The following is a 22,918-nucleotide window of genomic DNA, read 5'->3' as shown; positions in this document are numbered from 1 at the left end:
CTCAGTTTCCTCGCTCGCGGCTGTACTTGTTCGGCAGGAGTTCACCGATGCTGACGGCCTCCGGACCGTTCGCTCCCGGCACGATGACACGGGCGTTGCGGTCGTAGTCCCAGATCAGTTCGCGGCAAGCGCCACAGGGCGACACCACGGTGATCGGCCGGTCTTTCTCCTCCAGCGGAGGATGGCGCACCGCGACGATGCTATCGATGCTGAATTCGCCTGCCACCGTGATGGCCTGGCCGAGCGCCACCGCTTCGGCACACACCGCCATACGGCCGAGATAGGCGTCGAGGCTCACGCCCGTGAAAATCTTTCCGGAGCGCAGCCGAAGCGCCGCGCCGACCTCCTGCCAGTCGTAGCGATAGCGCTTGCGGATGGCTTCGGCAGCGGCATCGACCAGTTCCTGATCGGCTTTCGACAATTTCGGCGAAACGGGATTCCCCGCCTGCCTGTCATTCGGTCCGCTCACTTCGACAACTCCTTCAAGCCCTGCCGGATCAGGGTCGCGGTGTCAGCCCCCTCGCCTGCATTGCGGCTCGCCGCCGAGATCGCCGCCGCGGCCTGCGGCTGGCCATATCCCAAATTGACCAGCGCCGAGACCGCATCGAGGATCGGTTGCGGCGCACGCTTCTCGGCGACCGAGCCGGAAAGCTTGATCACCGCCGGATCAAGCTCCGAATAGGCCGGCGCCTTGTCCTTCAGTTCGATCACCACCCGCTCCGCAACCTTGGGGCCAACGCCCGGCGCACGCTTGATCGCGGCCTTATCGCCGATGGCAATGGCCGAGGCGAGTTCGCCCGGCTTGAAGGTGCTTAGCACCGACAGCGCCACCTTGGCGCCGACGCCCTGCACGGTCTGCAGGAGGCGGAACCACTCGCGTTCGGCGTCGCTCAAGAATCCGAACAGCCTGATCTGATCCTCGCGGACATGGGTCTCGATGGCGAGCGTGACAGCCTCGCCCGGCGCCGGCAGCGCCTGCAAGGTGCGCGCCGAGCAGTGCACCAGATAGCCCACGCCATGCACGTCGAGGACGATGAAATCCTCGCCGTAGCTGTCGATGACGCCTTTCAGCTTGCCGATCATAAAGGCTTGTTACCACGAATCGCCGGATCGAATTCACGAGCTAAGCATTGTATCCCCGGTTTGAAGCGGGATAGCGGCCGAACGTGGTCACCAAATCCAAGGACTTGCGGACCGGCCGCTCGGTGTGGGAGGCGAGCCGCGCGACGCCGGTGCCACACCGGCGGCTCACCCGCGACATCGAGACCGAGGTTCTGGTGGTCGGGGCGGGCATCACCGGCGCCATTGTGGCCGATGCGTTGTCCCACGAAGGCTTCGAGGTCGCAGTCGTCGACCGTCGCGGCCCCGCCAAAGGCTCGACCACGGCCAGCACCGCGTTGGTGCAATATGAGATCGATACGCCGCTTCACAAGCTTGCGCGCCGCATCGGGCGGCGTGACGCGATCCGCGCCTGGCGTCGCTCGCGGCTTGCGGTCGATGCCATCGCGGCGCGGCTTGGCGAGCTCGGCGTCCGCGGCCTCGAGCGGCGCGACACGCTTTACCTGGCCGGCAATCTGCTCGATGCCGATGGACTCGCACGCGAACGCGATGCCCGGCTCGCGGCCGGTTTCGCCTGCCGCATGATCCGCCGCTCCGAACTGCGCCATGAGTTCGGCATTCACGCCGCTGCAGCGATCATGAGCCATGGCGATCTCGCGCTCGATCCACGGCTGGCGACCTGCGCGTTGCTGCGCGGGGCATCCGCGTGCGGCGCGAGGATCTATGCGCCGGTTGACGTCTCGGACATCGATGCGAAGAAATCCCGCGTGCTGGCGACCTGCAAGAACGGCCGAACCATTCGCGCCAAACACCTCGTTCTCGCCACCGGCTACGAATTTCCCAATCGCGTGCCGCAGCGCGGGCATCGCATCGTATCGACCTGGGCGATCGCCACGGCGCGACAACCGCGCAGGCTCTGGCCATCGCAATGCATGATCTGGGAAGCGGCTGATCCGTATCTCTACGCGCGCACCACGCCAGACGGCCGCGTGATCTGTGGGGGCGAAGATGAAGACTTTTCCGACGAGACGCATCGCGATGCGCTCATTGCGAAGAAAACACGGGCCCTGGAACGGAAGCTTCATCGCCTGGTGCCCGGCATCGACAGCCGCGCGGAGTTCGCCTGGACCGGCTCATTCGGCCAGAGCGCGGCCGGATTGCCGACCATCGGTCCCATTCCCGGAATGCCGAACTGCTGGGCGGCGCTCGGCTATGGCGGCAACGGCACGACGTATTCGCGGATCGCCGCCGACGTCATTTGCGGCGCGCTGACCGGCCGTCCCGACGTCGATGCCGACCTTTACGGGTTTCGCCGCGCCAGACGTTAGCGGATACGCCTCACTTGAAGCAGCCGCCGCGACAGGCATCCGCCTGCTGGTGCATTTCATCCAAGGGATGGTTTCGAACGATCCTGCGCTCCTGCTGCACCTCCGAAGGGGGCCTTGCCGAAGCGAGCGTTCCTCTTGTCGTCAATCTTCTTCTTGCTGGTGTTTGGAATCAGTCCCTCGCGCTGCGCTTTCTTGCGTGCGAGCTTGCGCGCCCGGCGGATCGCCTCTGACTTTTCCCGGTTTTTGCGCTCGGAGGGCTTCTCGTAGGACCGTCGCTGCTTCATTTCGCGAAACACGCCTTCGCGCTGCATCTTTTTCTTCAATACGCGAAGCGCCTGATCGACGTTGTTGTCGCGGACGAGTACCTGCAAGTGACATCCTTCTCTTTGGTCTGAGGAAAGGCTTCGGTCTGAGGAAAGGCCTCGGTTTGAGAAAAAAGCTTCGGAAAAGGGAGCGGCCGGCGGCTTACAAATCACTCTCTTTGCGACCGCAAAAGATTATCCGCGGCTCATCGAATAGCGCGCATTCGCCAGGCTAGTCGAGCAACGTCTGCCCGCCTTCTTTGGAATCATAGACCGAGACTTGAACGATCGGATGAGCCTTCTTGATCTCACGTCCGGCTTTCTCGGCATCAGCAAGCTCGGCGAACGTGGCTTTGGTCTGACGATCGACCTGCAACCGGAAACGTTTGAGCGGCACGCGGGATTGATCGACCGGCAAGGCGACCGATTCGCCGGCTTCCTTTTTAGGCATGTTCATGGTGGCCACGAGAGGCTCCTGTTTCGTGTAACTTGAAAATTGCGCTGGCGATTGGGCATCCGCTGCACGCGGAGGGCGGCGCGAAGACAGCCAGCCGCATATAGGTATCGAATCAGTGGCCGCCACTTCGGCGCAACGGCCGCATCGGCGAATATTCCTCTTCCGAACCCGTCGCTTCATTGAGGTCGCATTCAAGCACGTTGCGCTCGAATCCTTCCTGCTCGCTCTTGATGCGGTATCGACGATCGATCGCGCGGAGTTCTTCCGGCATTTGTCGCGTCACCTTGAAAAGTCCGACCTTGGCGCCGACCGGCTTGTATTCAACCGCCTGACCGACGGCGAACTTGAAGGACATGAAAGAGCCTTTTCTCGATTAAGAGCCTTTGTCTCGATGGCTGACGGGCTTGTGCCGAGAACCGCCTGGCGGTGCTTCGACCGATGTCGAACGCTGCCAAGGCCGGCCGCGTGCCCACGATTCACAATACTCCGTGTCAGGCGGCAGCGCTATCGCAATCGTCCCGCGCAATTCCCCGGCCACGCCTCAATTCGGAACTTTGCTCGTGATAGACTGGCGTAAACCAGGGCGCGTCCTTCATGAAGGAACAGAAAACCAAGCTGCAATTGGAGGCGCTGATCCTGGAACGCGCGCGGACCAGGATGGAGCTTGACGAGGTCACCGTGTTCGGCGCCGGCAGCCAATGGCAGGCGACGTTCTCGGCGAAGCCACATCTGATGATGCCCTATGGTGCACTGTTTCGCGCCATCGTGGCCGAGATGCACGAACTCTATGACCTGCATCGCGTTGCGTAAGCCGGCGGCTCGCGGCCAATCGGCCAGATAGGTTAGCGCAGGAACGGATCAACTTGTAAGTTCCGCCCCAAGCGCCTATATGGTGGCATCGATATTGGCCGGACCACCTGGGCCGCTTAGTTCCGTCACTGACGGGCTCGCACGTTTCAGACTCGCTCAAATCGACAGTTTGGGAAGATTGGCCACAAACCATGTGCGCCAAGCCCTCGTGCATGCCCACAGCAAAAAGGAACATATCCATGACTCCAGGCACCGTGAAATTCTACAACGACCAAAAAGGCTTTGGCTTCATTCAGCCCGATGACGGGCAGAAGGACGTTTTTGTTCATGCCACCGCGCTGGAGCGCGCCGGCATTCAAAGCTTGCGTGAAGGTCAAAAGGTCAAGTTCGATACACGCAGCGATCCTCGCACCGGCAAGGTCGGGGTCGGCGCGATCGAACTCGCCTGACGCGTCAAACATGCGACACCGCTGCTTTCGAGAGCGGCGGTTTTTCCTTTTACAGGAGACGCGCCATGCGCCTTTTCATGTTCAAGTCCGAAAGTGATCGCGAACTTCATGCATTCTCGGGCGATCCCGGCGGCCGGCAGTTGCCGTCGCGGCACGGGCCTTGGACTGCGGTCGGCGTTATCCGCGAGGACAAGGAACCGCCGCACAAGATAAGCCGTGAGACCGTCGAAAAGAGCATCACCGACCACGGCTTCCAGCTTTACAAAAAGCGAATTCCCGCCGCCGACTAGCCGCGCAGGCTATCTCTTCGCAGACGTTCAAAGTCGTCGATGCCGAGCGTGTATTCGCGGGAAATCGTAAATGGCTTTTTGCCGAGCCGGAACGCCTCGCCGCGTCGGCGTTCTCACGATGACGTCGAAGCCTTGGCGCTAAAGCCCGGCCCCGGGCTTCACTGGACTAGCTTGCCGCGGAGCGGAGCTTGGCCGTAAGCGCCGTACTCTGACGGTGGTGGGCATGGCACACCGCGATGGCGAGCGCATCGGCCGCGTCATGGGTCGGCGGGTCGGCCTTCGGCAGCAGCACGCGGAGCATCAGCCTGATCTGCTCCTTCTCGCAGTGACCGGCGCCGACGATCGTCTTCTTCACCAGATTGGGCGCGTATTCGGCGACCGAAATCCCGGAGCGCGCCGGAATCAGCAGCGCCACGCCACGAGCCTGACCGAGCTTCAGCGTGGCGTTGGCGTCCTTGTTGACGAAGGTCGCCTCCACGGCCGCCTCGTCCGGCGTGTAATCGCCGACCACCTTGGTCAGCCCGTCATGGATCGTCACCAGCCGCTCGGCAAGGCTCGCCTTGTCGTTGGTCGCGACCGAGCCGCAGGCAGTGAAAACAAGGCGATTGCCCTCGACCTCGATGACGCCCCAACCGGTGCGGCGGAGGCCCGGATCGATGCCGAGGATGCGAATCAGGCGTGTCATGCAGCCTTGTTGATAGCCTCATGGCGAGAGGCGGCAAAGCATCCGCATGGCCGCTCCCCGCTCTCCCCAATCGCAAGGCGCGCGCAGGGCTGCTAAGGAGAAGCCGCCGGGAACTCAAAGTGATCGAACTTCCAGACACCGCCACGTTTGCGGCCGCAATGGCCGAGCCGCGCATCTATGCGGCGATCGCGGTCGCCGCACTGGCCGGCGTCACGCGCGGCTTCTCAGGGTTCGGCGGCGCGATGATCTACATGCCGCTGATCTCGGCGATCTACGATCCGCGCATCGCCGCGGTCACCGTCCTGCTGGTCGATCTGGTGGCCGCAACGCCGTTTGCCATTCCCGAGATGCGGCGCTGCACCTGGCGCGAGGTCGCACCTCTATCGGTCGCGATGGCGCTCGGACTGCCGATCGGCGTCTGGCTTCTGATTGCGCTCGACCCGATCGTGCTGCGCTGGTGCATCGCAATCATGGTCTTGAGTTGCGTACCGATACTCGCCTCAGGCTGGCGCTATCACGGCCCGCCGCGCCTGCCGCTGACCGCGGGTGTCGGATTGTTCGCAGGCGTCTCGGCGGGCGCGGTGCTGATCGCAGGCCCGCCGGTCATTCTCTACTGGCTTGGCGCGGGCAGCAGCCCGAAAACGCTGCGTGCCAATCTCATGGTGTTTTTCATGATCTGCGACGTGCTGCTGGTCGTGATCTTCGGCCATGAAGGACTGTTCGAGGCACGGCCGCTGGCGCTGTCGGTACTGCTGGGGATTCCCTATCTCATCGGCATGGGATTGGGTTCGCTCTTCTTCCACGGCGCATCGGAGCGGCTCTATCGCATCATTGCATACGCGATCATCACACTTGCAGCTCTCGTCAGCCTGCCGGTGCTCGACTCCGTGCTGCGCTGAGAGGTTGGTGCCGCGAACGTATGGCAATCGGTTGACCCATCGCATTCCGGACGTCACGCTTTCATCACTCTCGAAATTGATTTCGACCGATCGCCTGATCGAATTGAAGCATCCCGAAATCATCCTTTGGAGAAATGTGGTGCCGACGCAGCCGAAGCCCAACTCCCTGGAAGCACGCGACGTTCAGTCCGTCATTCACGGATTGACGAATCTCAAGCGCCATTTGGACCGCGGGCCTCTCGTCATGGACAAGGGCGAAGGCGTGTGGGTGACCGACATCCACGGCAACCGCTATCTCGAGGCGATGTCCGGCCTCTGGTGCATCACGTTGGGCTACGGGCAGGAGCGGCTGGTTGCAGCCTGTGCCGAACAGATGCGGCGGCTGCCTTACTATCCGCTGACCGACCACCGGGGTCACTCGCCCGTCATCGAACTTGCCGAGAAACTGATTGAGATCGCACCCGTGCCCATGGCGCGTGTGTGGTTTTCGAACTCCGGTTCCGAAGGCAACGACTGCGCGGCGCGCATGGCCTGGTACTACTGGAATGCGATGCAGCGCCCGGAACGGCGCAAGTTCCTCGCTCACCGCCAAGCCTATCACGGCAACACCATCGCCACCGCCAGCCTGACCGGCACGGAATCGACCCATCAAGGTTTTGGTCTGCCGCTGCCGGGCTTCTTGCACGTCCGATGCCCCCACTTCTTTCGACAGGCAGCCGATGGCGAGACCGAAGAGCAATTCGCGACGCGTCTCGTGCACGAAGTTGAAGCGCTCATCCTGAAGGAGGGCCCGGAAACCATCGCAGCTTTCTTCACCGAGCCGGTTCTCGCCGCGGGCGGCGTCATCGTTCCTCCCGCGACCTATTTCGCGAAGCTGCAAAAGATATTGAAGAAATACGACATTCTTCTCGTGGTCGACGAAGTGGTCACCGGCTTCGGACGACTTGGCGACATGTTCGGCACCACGACGATGAATCTCGCGCCGGATATGATCGTTTGCGCCAAAGGATTGTCGAGTGCCTATGCGCCCATCTCGGCGCTGCTCGTCAACAATCGCATCTTTGAAGCGGCGGTTCGCCAAAGCGATCAGGTCGGGACGTTTGGTCTCACGCTGACGTATTCGGGTCACCCGGTATCTGCCGCCGTGGCCCGGGAGGCCCTTCGGATCTATGAGGAGCAGAACATCGCTGCACGAGCCCGAAGTTTGGAGCCGGTTTTGCTCGGAGGGCTTGGCAAGCTGCTCGATCATCCGCTGGTGGGCGAAGTTCGAGGGCTCGGCTTGCTTGCCGGTGTCGAACTGGTTCGCGACAAAACGACCCGGCGACCATTCGAGCGTGGCGCCAACGTCGGCCGATTGTGCGCGGACCACGCGCAGCGCCGCGGACTGATCGTTCGAGCGATCGGCGACACGATCACGTTCTGTCCGCCGCTGATCATTACCGAGGAGGAGATTGCCGAGCTATTGGCGAGGTTCCGCGCCGCGCTCGATGATACGGCCAAAGAGCTATCTCAAGCTTCGTCGTTGCAGATTTAGCTTACGGCTGACAACCCGGGCTGAACAATCTTGCGAACTTCGGGTCCGCGACATTACCATTCACGTCGCCATGCCGGGATCCAAATCATCGCCAGCGCCCAAGCGCCGGGCCGTCATTATTGGCGGCTCAATGTCGGGCCTTTTCACCGCGGCCTTTCTCCGCCAGATCGGCTGGGAATGCGACGTCTATGAACGCTCCGGTGTCGAGCTGGTCGGGCGCGGCGCGGGCATCACCACGCATCCGGAGTTGCTTGCGGCGCTCGAAGCGAGCGGCGCGGGCACTCGCGACCTCGGCATCGAGGTGGAAAAGCGCATCGCGCTCGATAGGAACGGCCGCATCACCGATGAGCGGCCGCTGCGGCAGATTCTGACCTCTTGGGACCGGCTGCAGCGGCTGCTTCGCGAGACCATCGATCCGGCGCACTACCATCTCGGCTGGGCCTTCGAGCGCGTCGAGCAGGACGGCCACGGCGTGCGCGTGCACTTCAACGGCGGCCGGATCGAGAATGCCGACATTCTGGTCGGCGGCGACGGCATCCGCTCGACGGTGCGCGGCCAGGTCGCGCCAGAGCTGCAGCCAGCCTATGCGGGCTATTACATCTGGCGCGGCGCGCCGAACGAGGCCGATCTGTCGCCGAAGACACTGAAGGAGATCTTCCCGTACTTCTGCTTCTACCTGCCGCCGCGGCAGGAGGTCATCACCTACCCGATTTCAGGCTTCAACAACGACCTGCGTCCCGGCCACCGCCGCTACAACTTCATCTGGTACCGTGTGGCCGACGCCGCGAAACTTCGGGAGATGAACGTTGACGAGAACGGCCACCAGCACGAATTCTCGGTGCCGCCGCCGCTGATCCGCAAGGATTTGGTCGATGAGATGTACGCCGACGCGCGCGACATCATGCCGGATGCGATGCTCGATTGCGTGATGACGATGAAGCAGCCCTTCATCACGCCGATCTACGATTTCACCGCGCCGAACATCGTGTTCGGCCGCGTGGCAATGGTCGGTGACGCTGCGGCGAATGCGCGGCCGCACATGGGTTTCGGCGTCGCCAAGGCCGGCGGCGACGCACACGCACTGGCGAACGCGCTGCGCGACCACGACGACATCGACACCGCGCTTAAGGCCTACAACGCCGAGCGTCAGCCGATCGGCAACACCATCGTCATGCACAGCCGCAAGCTCGGCACCCACATGGGCGTCAACCTCAGGACCGAGGAGGACCGCCGCATGCACGAACTTCTGCAGGACGACGGCGCGATGATGGACTGGATCGCGGTGCCGAATTTCCTCGACGCTTATAGGTGAAGGTTTTGCAAGTGAGCCTTGGCAAATGAGCGAGCTTCCGAAGCCTGATTTCGCCCGCAACATGCGGATCGTCGGCTATTCGGACCAGGGCGGACGGCCCGATGGCGTGCAGGTGATGGTGCATCGCGGCCATGCCTACATCGGCCACATGTTCTCCAAGGGATTTTCCATCGTCGACGTTCGTGATCCCAAGAACCCGAAGCCCGTGAAACATCTCGCGGCTCCGCCCGGCACCTGGAACATCCATCTGCAGGCCCACGACGACCTGCTGCTGGTGATCCACGCCAAGGACATGTTCGCGGCTGCCGAATTCGCCGATGAGAAGGCCTATTACAAGGGCCAGCTCGGAAAGGTGGTCGGCACGGCAGAGGCCAAACCGGAAGCTGCGCGCGACTGGTCGGCAGGCCTTGCGGTCTACGACATCTCGAAGCCAGCCGAGCCAAGGCGCATCGGCTTCATGCCGGTCGAAGGCGGTGGCATCCATCGCGTCTGGTACACCGGCGGCCGCTGGGCTTACGCATCGGCCCTCATCGATGGGTTCACCGACTACATCTTCATCACCATCGACATGAGCGATCCGGCCAAGCCGCGCGAAGCCGGCCGCTGGTGGATCCCTGGCATGAACCAGGCGGCGGGCGAGACGCCGTCGTGGCCACAGGCGAGCCGTTTCGGCCTGCACCATGCCATCATCCACGGCGACACCGCTTATGCAGCGTGGCGCGACGCCGGCATGGTCGTGATCGACATCGCTGATCGCTCGAAGCCGAAACTGATCGCACATCGCGACGGCGCGCCGCCGTTCGGCGGCGGCACGCACAACTGTCTGCCGCTTCCCGACCGCGATCTGCTGATCGTGCTCGACGAGGCCGTGCTCGACCATCAGGAGGATGGCATCAAGAACGTCTGGGTGTTCGACAACAAGGTGAAGTCGAGCCCAGCCATCATCGCGACCTTTCCGCAGCCCGGCGAGAGAGACTACCGCAGCAAGGGCGGGCATTTCGGGCCGCATAACCTGCATGAGAACCGGCCCGGCACATTCGTCAGCTCCGAGCTGATCTTTGCGACCTACCAGAACGCCGGCGTCCGCGTGTTCGACAACCGCAACGAACGGGCGCCGGTGGAAGTGGGGGCATGGGTGCCGCCCGCGCCGCCGCGGATGATGGATCATCGCCCGAACCGGACGCGGGTGATTCAGTCGGCCGACGTGTTCGTCGATGCCGCGGGCCTGATCTACGCGACCGACTACAACGCCGGGCTGTTCATCCTGGAATTCGACGGACGGTGACGCTTAACAGATGACACCCGTTAACAGATGACCCCTGGCATCGGTCTCGCGCTCGCCGCCATGGTCTGTTTCGGCGCGGGCGATCTGATCTACAAGCGCGCCGCGGCGGCCGGCATCGAAGCGCGGCACTTCATCATGCTGCAGGCGTGGTTCTTCTGCCCGCTGGTGACGGTCTATGCACTGGCGCGGCAGCAACTCGTCCTGGCTCCCGCGGCGCTGTGGGGTTCGCTCGCCGGCCTGGTGATGTTTTTCGCTTTCTACAACTTCTCGCGAAGCCTGCGCACCGGATCGATCAGCACCAACGCGCCGATCTTCCGCCTGAGCTTCACGCTGACGGCGGCACTCGCGATCGGCCTGCTGCACGAACCGCTGACGCTGATGAAACTCGCGGGACTTGCGCTCGCCCTGATCGCCGTGGTGGCGCTCGCCGGCGAGTCATCCGGACGACCACACACCGCAACGAGCGCAGGATCGCTGACCCGCGTGCTGCTCGCAACCGTCGCGGCCGGCATCGGCAACCTGCTCTACAAGATCGGGCTCCTGGCCGGCTCGCCGCCGGAAACGCTGCTATCCGCCCAGGCCTGGGTGTTCTGCTCCCTTGCCACCTTGTTCGTGTGGTTCGCGGATGGGCGCGTGAAGCCGCCCCGCGCGGGCCTTCCCTATGGCGCGATGGTCGGCGTGACGTTGCTCGCAGGCTTCATCACCTTGCTCCACGGCCTCGCAGTGGGGCCCGCGAGCGTGCTCATTCCCGTCGCTCAGCTCGGATTCGTGTTCACGGCCGTGCTCGGCCGCCTGCTGTTCGCCGAGCCGCTGTCATGGCGCAAACGCGGCGGACTCGCGGTCGCGGCCGCCGCGATGGTGACGCTGGCGTTCAGCTAGAAGACGGACCGTTAGGCGCTCGCCTTGGCGAGCAACGCGTCCGACATTTCGAAGTTGGCATACACGTTCTGCACGTCGTCATGCTCGTTCAGCGTATCGAGCAGACTCAGCAGCTTCTCGCCCTTCTCGTCGTCGACCGCCATGGTGTTCTTCGGCTTCCACACCAGCCCAGCCTTCCGGGGCTCGCCGAACTTCGCCTCCAACGCCTTCGCGACTTCGGCCAGCGCGTCCAAAGCGGTGTAGATCTCGTGGCCGTTCTCGTTCGAGACCACGTCGTCGGCGCCGGCGTCGATGGCAGCCTCCAGCATCTGATCGGCATTGGCGACCTTGGCGTCGAACTCGACCAGGCCGACGTGGTCGAACATGAACGACACCGCGCCGGTTTCCGCCATGTTGCCGCCGCTCTTGGTGAAGGCCGCGCGCACGTCGCCCGCTGTGCGATTCCTGTTGTCGGTCAGCACCTCGACGATCACCGCGACGCCGCCCGGGCCGTAACCCTCGTAGCGCGTGTCCTCGTAGTTCTCGGTATCGTTGCCCTGCGACTTCTTGATCGCGCGCTCGATGCCGTCCTTCGGCATGTTCTCGGCGCGGGCGGCGATGATCGCGGCGCGGAGCCGCGCGTTCATCGACGGGTCCGGCAGTCCGAGCTTGGCGGCGGTGGTGATTTCGCGCGCGAGCTTGGAAAACAGCTTGGAGCGCACCTTATCCTGGCGCCCCTTGCGGTGCATGATGTTCTTGAATTGCGAATGTCCGGCCATGGTCCGCCTGTCCGACGCGGGTTCGCGCCCGCGTGAGCCGATCGCGATCCCCGATAATGAGATGGGCGGCGTTATAGAACGCGCAACGGATAAAATCCAGGAAGTCGAGGCCGCCGTGAAGCCCGGCCGCCTACTTGATTTCGCCAGAGGCGCGGCGGACCTGATAGAAACGCACCACCCGCTTGGCGGTCGCGGTCTGCAACCGGTCGAAATGCGCTCGCGCGGTTTCGGCAGCGTTATACGGCAAACCACCCTCGCCGCGGCGCATCTCGAGGATCGCCTTGGCGGTCGGCCATTTCAGTTCGGCCGCCTTGATCAGCAACAGCGCGAGATCGCTTTCGCTCTGCCTGTCGGAGAGAACGCGTTCCACGACCTCGATCGGCAGCTGGCACAAAGACGCTATGGCAAACACGACCTCCTCAAACCTGCCGACGCTGGCAAATTGCTGCAGCGCCGCGTCGAGTCGCTTGCCCGAACTCTTCAACGCATCGAAGACGGTCTTGGCCGCCGTATAGTCGCGCGGCGGGCTTTGCACCGGAGCAGCCGGCGTTTCACCGGCGTTGTGACCGGTCAGGCCAAACAGCACGCGGTTCAGCTCCCCCGCCGCAGCCGGATTGTCCGCTGAGAGCTTCTTGAACACCGCATCCGACGCCTTCGCGATCAGCGCCTGGAAGTGCTCTTTCGAAACGTCCTTGCGCATACCGACCACGACTGTGAGCTCGTCGTCGCCGGCCGAGCGTTCGACCAGCCTGCCGAAACCCGCACTCGAGAATCGGGCTCCCTCGTTTCGCGCCACCGACCGCACGACCTCCTGACTGCCGCGGGTCACCAGCACGTCGCTGATCGCTTCGCTGACGGTCGCGCGCCGGGAAATGGCGAGCAGCCGATCCTGCCCCTGAGTCTGCACGACCGTGAGCAAATCCTCCTCGGTGAGCCGCGGAGACTGGCGCAGCACCGGCTCCGCTACGTCCATCGACTGGTCAAGCGCGAGCTTGCGGATCACCGCGACCGGCGCGCGACTGACAGGCGCAAGCCGCCGCGCTAGCTCGGCGCGCGCCTTGGCTTCGATCTGTTCGGCAAGCCGCGCAATGACGTCGTCGAATACCTCTACCTGATCGTCCGAATACTCGTCAGCCCGAACCATGAACAGGTCGGTGATCCGACGCAGCGCGTCGACACGTTTATCCGCGGAGCCGGTGGCAATCGCGCTTTCAACTTCGGAAATGAGAGAATTTTGCGCTTGCGACACGCGACACCATTCTGGCGGAAGAGACGTCTATGAATTGCTCTGCGACAACCATAAGTCGCGAGCCTTGCCAATCGGTAAAAAATGAAACCATCGGCATACCGTTCTGCTCGCAATGAAATTTCCGAGATTGCTGGCAAAGCCAGACAATCGACGTGAAATCGGCTTCTTGCGACTCTACCCCCGGTGCAACGAAAGCTTTCGTTAAGGCTCAGCCGATTTTTGCATCGGACCAGAATGCCGGCTGCACCTCTTCCAGTGCACCGCCAAGCCGTACCGGGCTGACGCGTGTGGCGAGCCCCGTTGCGTCATTGGTCTCGATCGCGATGGCGCAGAGCGTGGCAGGCCCTCCCGCCGGCTCGAACTTGCCCTGCGGGATCTTGCGGATGAAGCGGCCGAGCGGCTCGTCCTTGGCCATGCCGATCACCGAGTCATAGTCGCCGGTCATGCCGACATCGGAGATGAAGGCGGTGCCGGACTTGAGGATGCGATGATCCGATGTCGGCACGTGGGTGTGCGTGCCGACCACGAGGCTGGCGCGGCCGTCGGCGAAATAGCCCATCCCCTGCTTCTCGCTGGTCGCCTCGCAATGCATGTCGATGATGATGGCGTCGGCGGCATCCCCCAGCGCACAGGCGGCAAGCTCGCGCTCGACCGCGGCGAACGGGTCGTCCAGCGCGTCCATGAAGATGCGGCCCATCACATTCATCACCAGCACGCGCTTGCCGGCCTTGGTGTCGATCATCGCAGCGCCGCGGCCCGGCGTGCCGGCCGGATAGTTGAGCGGACGGATCAGACGCGGCGCGCGCTCGATGAACACCAGAGCCTCGCGCTGGTCCCAGGCGTGATTGCCGAGCGTGATGGCGTCGGCGCCGGCATCGATGAATTCGTTGTAGATCGCCTCGGTAATGCCGAAGCCGCCAGCGGCGTTCTCGCCGTTGACCACGACGAAATCGAGCTGCCAGCCGGCGATCAGCTTGGGCAGCCGATCGAGCAGCACGTTGCGGCCGCTGCGTCCCACGATGTCGCCGATAAAAAGAATGCGCATATCAAAGCCCGCGGCAGTCGATCACGTCACGTTCGGTTAGCACAAGATCAAGCCTCGCGTCGTGGGCCGCTACCGGGACATCGGCGACTTCTTGCGCCGCATAGGCGATGCCTATCGTGGTGACTGGCTTCCGGCCGCGCAAGCGATTGATCGTCATGTCGTAATAGGCCGCGCCGTAGCCGATGCGGTGGCCACGGCGGTCGAAGGCCGCAAGCGGCACGATCAAAATGTCTGGGTCGACCTCGGGCGCATCAGGTTTCGGCTCGCGGATGCCCCAGACGCCGGAGTTGAGCTCCTGGCCGAAGGCGTAGGCGCGCATGGTCAAGGGCTGGCCGCGGCCGGCCACCACCGGCAGCGCGAGCTTGGCGCCCGCGTCAGCCAGCCGGCGCAAGAGCGGCAACGGGTTGATCTCGCTTTTCAGCGGCATGAAGCCGGAAACCACGGCGCCCGCGGGCACCGGTAACGGAAACGGCCGCGCAGCGATCGCGTTTGCCGCGTTCTGCTGTTCCTCCGGGGGGATCGCATCGCGGCGGGCGAGCGCCGCGGCACGAAGCGCGGCCTTGCGCTGGTCGAGGGGTTGAACGTCAGTCACCATGCCACGTTACTCGACTCCCGCACGCGCGAACACCGCCTTCGCCTCCGGGGTTCCGAGATAGCGCACGAAACCGAGACCGCCTGCGGACCCCGGCGCCGGCGCCGCCGCATAGGTCGTGTGGTGCTGGATGTCGGCAGGGAGCGGGCCTGCGAGTTGCAAGCCTCGCCCGCGCCAGTTCAGGATTTGCACCACCGGCATGAAGCCGATCTCTCGGCCTTGGCCGTTGATGAGAGGCCCGATCATGTCGGTGCCGATGTAACGCCTGGTCTTCGCTTGGATTTGCTCGGCGAGGCCCAGCCGCTGCAACAGTGCCTCGACATAAAGCCCGCTCGACGCGCGATTGTAGATCACGGCATCCGCGTCGAGCACCGCACGCTTGAACGCATCGACCGTCGAGACGTCGGGCTTGCGCGCACCGTCGCGGATCGCAACTCCGACGCCGACGCGGCCAAGCAACACCCGCGCTGCCGCGTCGACGCGGCCCGATGTTGCAAACTCATCCAGCGCCGCCGGCGGCGCGATCCAGACATCGGGTGCAACGCCCTCGCCGACCAGACGGCGCATCTCAGGCGTGGTGGCGAATGCGATCTTGACCTGGTTTCCGGTCTGCTTGCGGTAGATGTCGGCCGCGGCATGCAGGCCCGGCTCCACAGCAGCGCCGCTCAGCACATTGATCTCGACGGCGTGCACGATCTTTCCCACCCGAATGCTGTCCGCTCACCCACGCGACCCGGCTTCCAGCGGGCTCAGAAGACGCCTATCGTTCCACAGGTTTCGACAGCAGCCAAACCGGCTGCGCAAAAAATTATGCAGGGAGGCGATCATGACGAATGCTTTGACGAAAACACTGACCGCGCTTGCGCTCGCGGCGATGCTGGCGCCGGTCGCGTCGCGCGCTGCCGAGCTTGATCCGAAAGCGGTGGTCTTTCAGTTGCCCGATCAGATCAAGTGGAGTCCGGTGAATGCCGCCGGCGCCCAGCAGGCGGTGCTGTTCGGCGATCCGAGCAAGCCCGGCCTCTATGGTGTGCTCAACAAATGGACGGCAGGAAACCACTTCAGCAAGCCGCATTTCCATCCCAACGACCGCTTCATCACCGTGATCTCCGGAACCTGGTGGGTCGGCAGCGGGCCCACATGGGATCCGGAACACAGCAGCGTGCCGATGCCCGCCGGTTCGTTCGTCACCCACTACGGCAAGCAGGTCCACTGGGACGGCGCCAAGGATACCGATGCGGTGCTGCTGATCGTCGGCATGGGTCCGGCGACCTCGACGCCTTACACGAGCCCGGAACAGCTCAAGGCCGAGCAATCCAAATAAGCAGCAAACCGGTAAGGACCGGCACGGACCTCCCTCAATAGGCGTTTGTTACGACTGCAGCGAAAGCCGGCCGAGCAAGGCGGACAGATCGTCCGTCTTGTCGAGACGCCACAGTGCCTCGAGCACCGCATCGGTCTGCGCTGTCGACCACCGCTTGCCAACGTTGCTGCGGAACTTCCGCTCGACGTCGGTGCGGCTGGTCGGCTGTCCCGGAAAGCCCGGCATCTTGTCGACGAGAAGCGTCACGCGCCGTCCATCGTCGAGCGTTGCGGTCAGCCGCGTGGGCGGCACGCTGACCGTGATGGTGGCGAAGGCCGGGTCCTCCTTCACGGTGATCTTGCGCATGAAGGCTACGACGCGTAGCTCATGAAGCTTGTCCGGCGCGTAGCTGTCGTTGTCGAGATCGCCGTCGAACATCGCGCGCGCCGTGATGTAAGGCAGGCTGTGGTCTGCGGTCTCCTTGGAGTCCGGTGTCCACTTCTCGGCGCCGCTGCCGGCCATCTGATAGCCGCGGCGCGTGGTGCCGATCTCGATGGCCGTCACGCGGTCGAGATTGCCGATCTGCTTGGCGAGCGCGACCGCCGCCGGAACGGCAGTCTGGGCAGAGACATGAGCCGGATAAGATTTCATGCCGCATTGATGGATGCGGAACGGCACGCCGCGCTGGCCGAAGCTTTCGACATCGAGCGCGGCCGGCGCGGCGACCAGCTTGAAGAAGCCCAAACGGCCTTCAAAAATCGGTGCCGGACCTGTGAGGCCGCCGCGCGCCAGCATGGCGGCGAACACGCCGTTGCGAGCGGCTTCGGCGGCGGCGATGCCTTTCCAGTCGGACAGCGTTTGCGTACGCGTCTGTCCCATCGGGATGTGGTCGTTGAGCGAAAGGTTGACGGCCTGCGTGAGCTTGTCGGGCGGAAGCTTCATCAGCTTGCCTGCCGCGAGCGCCACTGCCGGCAGGTTGAACACCGGAACGTCCCAACCGCGGGCGCTGATGTCGAAGGCGTCGATCAGCCGGCAGTTGATCTCGTAGGCGAGCGCGATCGCCGTGATGAGCTCAGCAGGGCTTGAACGCTCGACTTCGGCGACCGCAAGGCAGGCCGCGATGGTGTCGCTCGGATGGCCGGTGACGCTCGCCACATAGGCGTCGTTCAGATCGAGATAACGGACCGCGGCGTCATTGGCGAAGGCCGCGAGATCGGGCCCGACACGGTGCGCCGTGCCGATGACGGTCGCACCGCCGCCGCTGCTCAACAGCGCTACATCGCGGCAGATGCGCACCGGCTTCTCGTCGAAAGCGGCAAGGCCGCAGCCCAGCGTATCGATGACGTGCGATTTGACCCGCTCGATCGTCTCGGCGTCGAGGTCTTCGTAACGTAATCCATACGCATAGGCAGCGAGCCGTTCGGCAATCGTCGTTGACGGCGCCGGACGATCTTCTGCACGTGCTGCGCGCCACACCGCGGGGAGCGCGACGGCGCCCGTGGCAAGATGCAGAAATTGCCGGCGTGGAAATCTCATCGGCCTGCTCTCACTCCGGCTTGATGTTCGCCTCGCGAATGACCTTGCCCCACCGCTCGGTGTCTTCGGCGATGAACTTGGCAAAGTCTGCGGCAGAGCCTGCAAACGGCGAGGCACCGAGATCGGCGATTCGCGCCCGCACCGCCGGATCGGCCAGAATGGCGTTGATCTCCTTGTTGAGCCGCGCGACGATCTCGGCCGGCGTGTCCTTCGGCGCCACGATGCCGTACCAGTTGCTGGCCACATAGCCCGGCACGAATTCATTGATGGCCGGAACGTCAGGCATCACGTCGAGCCGGGTCGCGGTGGTCACGCCGAGCGGCCGCAGCTTCCCGGACCTGACCTGCTGGATCGCCGACGGCACCGAGTCGAACATGACCTGGATCCGTCCGCTGATCAGGTCCGGCATCGCAGGCCCTGCGCCGCGATAATGCACCATGACCATGTCGGTGCCGGTCATGATCTTGAACAGCTCGCCATAGATGTGCGGCACCGTGCCCGGGCCCGCCGACGACATGTTGATCTTGCCGGGGTTGGCCTTGGCGTAAGCGATGAAGTCCGGGATGGTCGCCGGCATCGCCGGGTTCACCAGCATCACCCCCGGCGTTCGCATCAAGGTTCCGACAGGCGCGGTGTCGCGGATGAAGTTGAAATTCATCTTGTCGTAGAGCGTCGCGTTGATGGCGTTCGAGACCATCGAGAACAGCAGCGTGTAGCCGTCGGCTGGAGCGCGGATCATCGCTTCGGTCGCGATGTTGGTCGCGGCCCCCGGCCGGTTCTCGACGATGACCTGCTGGCCGAGGCGCTGCGACAGCCATTCGGCGGTCACGCGCGCTCCGATGTCGGCCGGACCGCCGGCCGGGAAGCCAACGATCAGATGCACCGGCTTTGTTGGGTAGCTTTGCGCGAATGCAACGTGCGGAACCGCAAATAAAGATGCCGCGGCCGCGGCCCGTTGCAGAAATTGGCGACGGTGAACGTTCATGGCAGCGATCCTCCCGAGCCCGCCCAGGCGTCTTGTCGACACGCGTCGTGTCGATGCGACTGGTGCAGGACCGCAACGCTACAGGAGCGGCGGTGTGACCGAAAGTGCTGTGCTAGACTTCAGCCGAGTAATTGCTGGGATCGCATGGCAATCTCCACGCTCTTGAACAGCCGGCTGTCGCTTCCGTTACGGAATGCGAACTACGGCATTTATGCTGCCGGCAACGCGGTGTCACTGGTTGGCACCTGGATGCAGCGCATCTCGATCGGCTGGTTGACCTGGGAGCTTACGCATTCCGGGTTCTGGCTCGGCATCATGGCGTTTGCGGATTTCGTTCCGGTGCTGCTGATCGGACCGATCGCAGGCGCCGTCGCCGACCGGCGCGATCGGCTTCGGCTCATCAAGCGAAACCAGGTCCTGTCGCTGCTGCAGGCCACGACGCTGTGCGTGATCACGGCGACCGGGCATATGAACATCGGTGTGCTCGTGCTGCTCACTGCGCTTCAAGGAATGCTCGTCGCCTACAATCAGCCGGCGCGTCTGGCGCTTGTCCCTTCGCTCGTCGCGGAGACCGATCTGGCATCCGCGGTCGCGATCAATTCGGTGATCTTCAATCTGGCGCGCTTCGTCGGTCCGATGCTGGCCGGTCTGATCATGGTGACGGCCGGAATAGCCGCGTCATTCGCGGCCAACGCGCTCAGCTACATCGTGTTCCTGGCCGCATTGACGCGCGTGCATGTCGAATTCGATAGAGCCAAGTCCGACCGGCGCAAAAGTCTTCAGGCCGATCTCCGCGAAGGCATTCGCTACACGACGGCACACCCGGCCATTGCCTCCGTGCTGGTGCTGCTGATCGCCATCGGCATCGGCGGCCGGCCGCTGAACGAACTGCTGCCGGGATTTGCGGCACAGGTTTTTCACTCCGGCGCAGGCGGGCTGTCGATCCTGGCCTCGGCCACCGGGGCCGGCGCGATCGTCGGCGGATTGTGGCTCGGCCATCGCGTTCACGGCACAGTCCTTGCGTCCGTCGCGCTCCGTTGCTCGCTCGGCGGCGCCCTTGCGGCCATCGCGGTATGCTTCAGCGAAACGATGTGGTTTGCCGTGCCGGCCGTTGCGGCTTTCGGCTTTTGCGTGTCGAGTGCGGGCATCGCGATCCAGACCATCGTGCAATTGTCCTCCGACAAGGATATGCGCGGACGCGTCATGGGGCTCTACGGCGTTATCTTCCGCGGCGCGCCCGCGATCGGCGCATTGGCGGCGGGCACTGCGAGCTCATTCTTCGGGTTGCGCTGGCCGATTGCCGCGGGGGCCGCGATCGTCATCGCGGCTTGGTTCTGGGCCCGTTGCCATCGCCATCAGATCGAGACGGCACTGCCGCAGCTGGATTTTGGACCGGCAACAAAAGCGAACGTGACCGTCCGCTGACATTGGACGAATTGACACCACGTTGTCGGCTTATCACAGTTCCATCGGGCGACGGTCGGGGGCAGCCATTAGGGATGCATCTCATGGACAGCACCAATCGCCAGCCCTCCCAATCATCGTCGTGGCTCGACCGCCGCGGCTTCGTGATCGGCGCGGGCGCGGCAGGTGCCGCACTCGGCTCGGGCCTCGGCGTGGCCTACAGCCAGATCGCCAACGCGCCGGACCATGTACTGCAAATCGCGCCCACCAAGCTCGAGCTCGCGCCGGGCAAGGTCATCGAGACATTCGCCTACAACGGAACAGTGCCTGGGCCGTTGCTACGCGTGCGTGAAGGTCAGCAGGTCAGCATCGACATCACCAACAACTCGGACATCGACGACATCGTGCACTGGCATGGTCTCTATCTCCCGGCAGCCGCCGACGGCGCCATGGAGGAAGGCTCGCCGATGATCCAGCGCGGCAGCACGCAGCGCATCAGCTTCGCCGCCAAGCCTGCCGGGACCCGCTGGTATCACAGCCACAACATCGCCGGTCGGGACCTGACGCGGAGCGTCTATGCCGGGCTCTACGGCTTCTTCATCGTCGAGCCAGCCAGCAATCCAGCCCGCTACGACCGCGAGGTGCTGCTCGCGGCGCACCATTGGGAGCCGCGCTGGGTCAGCATGCAGGACATCCGCAAGGGCCCGCCGCCGGACAACGGGCTGGAGGTGCTGTACGCCTCGGCCTCCCTCAACGACAAGATGCTCGGCCACGGTGAGCCGATCCGCGTGCGCGAGGGCGAGCGCGTGCTGTTCCGACTGCTCAACGCGAGCGCGACGGAGAACGTCACACTCGCACTGGCGGGTCACCGCCTCACCGTCGTTGCGCTCGACGGCAATCCTGTGCCCACGCAGCGCACCGTCGAAACCGTGTTCCTGGCGCCGGCCGAGCGCGCCGACGTCGTCGTTGAAATGAACCGGCCCGGGGTCTGGATTCTCGGCAGCGTCAAGGACGACGATCGCAAGATCGGGCTTGGCACTGTGGTCGAATACGCCAACCAGAGCGGCGATCCGCAATGGCAGGCCCCGACGAGCGCGGGGTGGGACTACACCATGTTCGGGACCGAACGCGCCGTGCCGGAGCCAGACCATCGCCTCGAACTTTTGTTCGAGAAAGTTCCGGGCGGACGCGGCGGCTACAATCGCTGGAATCTCAATGGCAATTCATGGCCGAACACGCGCCAGCTGCTCACCACCGAAGTCGGCAAACGCTATCGCCTGATCATGACCAACAAGAGCGGCGACAATCATCCGGTGCATCTGCATCGCCACACGTTCGAGGTCACCAAGGTCGGCGACAAGAAAACGGCCGGCCTGATGAAGGACACCGTCAACATGACACGCTACAGCAGCGTCGAGATCGATTTCGTCGCCGACGATCCCGGACCGTCGCTGCTGCATTGCCATCACCAGGACCATCAGGACGAAGGCTTCATGGGCCTCGTCACATACATTTAGAGCTGAATGGTGGACAGCGCCGCGCCGCCGAGCGCGCAGAATGCGACGACGAGCCAGGGCGGCGTCTGCCACATGAACAGCAGCAGAAACGCCGCGGCGGCGAGCGCGAAGTCACCGGGCTTGAGAATGCCCGACGTCCAGACCGGATTGTAGAGCGCGGCGAGCAGCAGGCCGACGACAGCGGCATTGACACCGCATAGCGCCGAACGCGCCCAGTTTTGCCGCCGCAGATCGTCCCAGAACGGCAACGGACCAACGACAAGCAGGAAGGCCGGCAGGAACATCGCGACAAGACACAGCGCCGCCCCAAGCCAGCCGTTCGGCGCAGGTCCCATCACGGCGCCGAGATAAGCCGAGAAGGTGAACAGCGGGCCCGGCACAGCCTGGGCCGCGCCGTAGCCCGCGAGGAACGCATCGTTGCTGACCCATCCGGGCGGCACGACGGAGGCCTGCAGCAACGGCAGCACGACATGGCCGCCGCCGAACACCAACGAGCCCGCGCGAAAGAACGCCTCGAAGAGTTGCAGACTGTGGCTGGGGAAAGCTGCGACCAACAGCGGCAGCCCGAGCAGGATGGCAAAGAACGCAACGATCGCTGCGATTGCCGCGCCGCGCGTGACGGTATGCGGCATGGCCACGTGATCGGTCGGCGCCTGCTGCCGCAGCCATGTCATGCCGGCGACAGCGCCGAGCAGGATGACGCCGATCTGGATGAAGGCCGACGGGATCGCCAGCACCAGCGCCGCCGCGACGACCGCGAGAGTGGCGCGTTCGCGATCGGGCGCGAGCGAGCGCATCATCGACAGCACCGCCTGGGCGACCACGGCGACGGCCGCGACCTTCAGCCCGTGCAGCCAACCCGAGCCGAGCGTGCTGCCGAAGGCGTCAACGCCGTAGGCGAACAGCACCAGCGCAATCGCGGACGGCAATGTGAAGCCGGTCCACGCCGCGAGTGCGCCCAGATAGCCGGCCCGCGACAGGCCGATCGCGATGCCGACCTTGCTGCTGGTTGGGCCCGGCAGGAACTGACAAAGAGCGACGAGGTCGGCGTAGGTTTTTTCCTCGAGCCATTTGCGACGGACCACGAAATCATCGTGGAAGTAGCCGAGATGCGCGATCGGCCCGCCGAAGCTGGTCAGACCCAGCCGCAGAAAGACGCGAAACACCTCCCAGGCCGTGCTTTGGTGGGCTTCTCGAGCCGCAGTCACGGTGTCTGCCATGGGACTGGATTTCCGGGAGGCTA

Annotated in this window: 26 protein-coding genes; 12 read left to right on the top strand and 14 right to left on the bottom strand. The window is 64.0% G+C overall.

The features are described 5' to 3' along the window. Position 1 precedes the first annotated feature (1 nt). The gene (locus RHPLAN_RS10090) at positions 2-421 is read right to left on the bottom strand and encodes a cytidine deaminase (protein WP_068016769.1); all 420 of its coding nucleotides are present in this window, start codon (positions 419-421) and stop codon (positions 2-4) included. A gap of 44 nt (positions 422-465) precedes the next feature. Beyond that, entirely contained in the window at positions 466-1,083 is a 618-nt protein-coding gene (ruvA, locus tag RHPLAN_RS10085) for a Holliday junction branch migration protein RuvA (protein ID WP_068016765.1), read from the bottom strand. Between the two features lie 83 nt (positions 1,084-1,166). Between ruvA and RHPLAN_RS10080 the strand changes: the two genes are divergently transcribed. Then, on the top strand, positions 1,167-2,387 hold the full coding sequence (locus RHPLAN_RS10080; protein WP_068016762.1) for an NAD(P)/FAD-dependent oxidoreductase: 1,221 nt from the start codon (positions 1,167-1,169) through the stop codon (positions 2,385-2,387). A gap of 56 nt (positions 2,388-2,443) precedes the next feature. Here RHPLAN_RS10080 and rpsU read toward each other — a convergent pair whose 3' ends face one another. The 3 genes from rpsU to RHPLAN_RS10065 form a co-directional block, all read right to left on the bottom strand. Next, positions 2,444-2,758 (bottom strand): 30S ribosomal protein S21, encoded by a 315-nt coding sequence (gene rpsU / locus RHPLAN_RS10075; RefSeq protein ID WP_068016759.1) that lies wholly within the window; start codon positions 2,756-2,758, stop codon positions 2,444-2,446. A gap of 163 nt (positions 2,759-2,921) precedes the next feature. Beyond that, positions 2,922-3,155 carry a hypothetical protein gene (locus RHPLAN_RS10070; protein WP_068016757.1) on the bottom strand — a complete coding sequence of 78 codons (234 nt, stop codon included), beginning with the start codon at positions 3,153-3,155 and terminating at the stop codon, positions 2,922-2,924. 103 nt (positions 3,156-3,258) lie between these two features. Further along, entirely contained in the window at positions 3,259-3,501 is a 243-nt protein-coding gene (locus RHPLAN_RS10065; protein ID WP_068016754.1) for a hypothetical protein, read from the bottom strand. Between the two features lie 239 nt (positions 3,502-3,740). Here RHPLAN_RS10065 and RHPLAN_RS10060 point away from each other — a divergent pair, with 239 nt between their 5' ends. The 3 genes from RHPLAN_RS10060 (at position 3,741) to RHPLAN_RS10050 (ending at position 4,695) form a co-directional block, all read left to right on the top strand. Next, positions 3,741-3,956: a hypothetical protein gene (locus RHPLAN_RS10060; RefSeq protein ID WP_068016752.1), complete on the top strand. Its 216-nt coding sequence runs from the start codon at positions 3,741-3,743 to the stop codon at positions 3,954-3,956. A 239-nt stretch (positions 3,957-4,195) separates the two neighbouring features. After that, positions 4,196-4,405, top strand: a complete 210-nt coding sequence (locus RHPLAN_RS10055; protein ID WP_068016749.1) for a cold-shock protein — start codon at positions 4,196-4,198, stop codon at positions 4,403-4,405. A 65-nt stretch (positions 4,406-4,470) separates the two neighbouring features. After that, complete coding sequence (locus tag RHPLAN_RS10050) at positions 4,471-4,695, top strand: hypothetical protein (protein WP_068016746.1); 225 nt, start codon at positions 4,471-4,473, stop codon at positions 4,693-4,695. A 166-nt stretch (positions 4,696-4,861) separates the two neighbouring features. On the opposite strand, the gene ruvC is transcribed toward RHPLAN_RS10050, so the two are convergent. After that, positions 4,862-5,380, bottom strand: a complete 519-nt coding sequence (ruvC, locus tag RHPLAN_RS10045) for a crossover junction endodeoxyribonuclease RuvC (RefSeq protein WP_068016743.1) — start codon at positions 5,378-5,380, stop codon at positions 4,862-4,864. Positions 5,381-5,499: 119 nt separating this feature from the next. Between ruvC and RHPLAN_RS10040 the strand changes: the two genes are divergently transcribed. From RHPLAN_RS10040 to RHPLAN_RS10020, 5 genes are all read left to right on the top strand, one after another. Continuing rightward, positions 5,500-6,279 carry a sulfite exporter TauE/SafE family protein gene (locus RHPLAN_RS10040; protein ID WP_198164810.1) on the top strand — a complete coding sequence of 260 codons (780 nt, stop codon included), beginning with the start codon at positions 5,500-5,502 and terminating at the stop codon, positions 6,277-6,279. A gap of 139 nt (positions 6,280-6,418) precedes the next feature. Then, entirely contained in the window at positions 6,419-7,813 is a 1,395-nt protein-coding gene (locus RHPLAN_RS10035) for an aminotransferase (protein WP_068030965.1), read from the top strand. Continuing rightward, the gene (locus RHPLAN_RS10030) at positions 7,767-9,125 is read left to right on the top strand and encodes an FAD binding domain-containing protein (RefSeq protein WP_084244622.1); all 1,359 of its coding nucleotides are present in this window, start codon (positions 7,767-7,769) and stop codon (positions 9,123-9,125) included. Before RHPLAN_RS10035 ends, RHPLAN_RS10030 begins: the two co-directional genes overlap by 47 nt. 25 nt (positions 9,126-9,150) lie before the next feature. Beyond that, entirely contained in the window at positions 9,151-10,410 is a 1,260-nt protein-coding gene (locus RHPLAN_RS10025) for an LVIVD repeat-containing protein (RefSeq protein WP_068016735.1), read from the top strand. A 27-nt stretch (positions 10,411-10,437) separates the two neighbouring features. Continuing rightward, positions 10,438-11,289, top strand: coding sequence for a DMT family transporter (locus RHPLAN_RS10020; protein WP_068016733.1), 852 nt, complete (start codon positions 10,438-10,440; stop codon positions 11,287-11,289). A gap of 11 nt (positions 11,290-11,300) precedes the next feature. On the opposite strand, the gene RHPLAN_RS10015 is transcribed toward RHPLAN_RS10020, so the two are convergent. From RHPLAN_RS10015 to RHPLAN_RS09995, 5 genes are all read right to left on the bottom strand, one after another. Next, positions 11,301-12,047 (bottom strand): YebC/PmpR family DNA-binding transcriptional regulator, encoded by a 747-nt coding sequence (locus RHPLAN_RS10015; protein ID WP_068016730.1) that lies wholly within the window; start codon positions 12,045-12,047, stop codon positions 11,301-11,303. A gap of 130 nt (positions 12,048-12,177) precedes the next feature. Beyond that, positions 12,178-13,296, bottom strand: a complete 1,119-nt coding sequence (locus tag RHPLAN_RS10010) for a DUF2336 domain-containing protein (RefSeq protein ID WP_068016727.1) — start codon at positions 13,294-13,296, stop codon at positions 12,178-12,180. 208 nt (positions 13,297-13,504) lie between these two features. Next, positions 13,505-14,341, bottom strand: a complete 837-nt coding sequence (locus tag RHPLAN_RS10005; protein WP_068016724.1) for a TIGR00282 family metallophosphoesterase — start codon at positions 14,339-14,341, stop codon at positions 13,505-13,507. 1 nt (position 14,342) lies between these two features. Then, the gene (locus RHPLAN_RS10000) at positions 14,343-14,936 is read right to left on the bottom strand and encodes a 5-formyltetrahydrofolate cyclo-ligase (protein WP_068016722.1); all 594 of its coding nucleotides are present in this window, start codon (positions 14,934-14,936) and stop codon (positions 14,343-14,345) included. Positions 14,937-14,942: 6 nt separating this feature from the next. Further along, positions 14,943-15,638 carry a substrate-binding domain-containing protein gene (locus RHPLAN_RS09995; RefSeq protein ID WP_068016720.1) on the bottom strand — a complete coding sequence of 232 codons (696 nt, stop codon included), beginning with the start codon at positions 15,636-15,638 and terminating at the stop codon, positions 14,943-14,945. Between the two features lie 121 nt (positions 15,639-15,759). On the opposite strand from RHPLAN_RS09995, the gene RHPLAN_RS09990 reads away from it, so the two are divergent. Next, positions 15,760-16,254 (top strand): cupin domain-containing protein, encoded by a 495-nt coding sequence (locus RHPLAN_RS09990; protein WP_068016717.1) that lies wholly within the window; start codon positions 15,760-15,762, stop codon positions 16,252-16,254. Between the two features lie 48 nt (positions 16,255-16,302). Here RHPLAN_RS09990 and RHPLAN_RS09985 read toward each other — a convergent pair whose 3' ends face one another. Continuing rightward, complete coding sequence (locus tag RHPLAN_RS09985) at positions 16,303-17,769, bottom strand: MmgE/PrpD family protein (protein ID WP_068016712.1); 1,467 nt, start codon at positions 17,767-17,769, stop codon at positions 16,303-16,305. 10 nt (positions 17,770-17,779) lie between these two features. Further along, positions 17,780-18,754, bottom strand: a complete 975-nt coding sequence (locus tag RHPLAN_RS09980; protein WP_068016707.1) for a Bug family tripartite tricarboxylate transporter substrate binding protein — start codon at positions 18,752-18,754, stop codon at positions 17,780-17,782. A gap of 144 nt (positions 18,755-18,898) precedes the next feature. On the opposite strand from RHPLAN_RS09980, the gene RHPLAN_RS09975 reads away from it, so the two are divergent. Together RHPLAN_RS09975 and RHPLAN_RS09970 are read left to right on the top strand one after the other, a co-directional pair. After that, positions 18,899-20,179, top strand: a complete 1,281-nt coding sequence (locus RHPLAN_RS09975; RefSeq protein ID WP_068016705.1) for an MFS transporter — start codon at positions 18,899-18,901, stop codon at positions 20,177-20,179. An 83-nt stretch (positions 20,180-20,262) separates the two neighbouring features. Continuing rightward, positions 20,263-21,675, top strand: coding sequence for a multicopper oxidase family protein (locus RHPLAN_RS09970; protein WP_237180097.1), 1,413 nt, complete (start codon positions 20,263-20,265; stop codon positions 21,673-21,675). On the opposite strand, the gene chrA is transcribed toward RHPLAN_RS09970, so the two are convergent. Further along, positions 21,672-22,895, bottom strand: coding sequence for a chromate efflux transporter (chrA, locus tag RHPLAN_RS09965; protein ID WP_068016698.1), 1,224 nt, complete (start codon positions 22,893-22,895; stop codon positions 21,672-21,674). The two genes, RHPLAN_RS09970 and chrA, sit on opposite strands and share 4 nt — an antisense overlap. Positions 22,896-22,918: the final 23 nt, after the last annotated feature.

It is taken from the genome of Rhodoplanes sp. Z2-YC6860, assembly GCF_001579845.1.
Classification (GTDB): domain Bacteria; phylum Pseudomonadota; class Alphaproteobacteria; order Rhizobiales; family Xanthobacteraceae; genus Z2-YC6860.
Note: the sequence above shows the minus strand (reverse complement) of the source record. Positions and strands in the feature narration are given on the sequence as shown.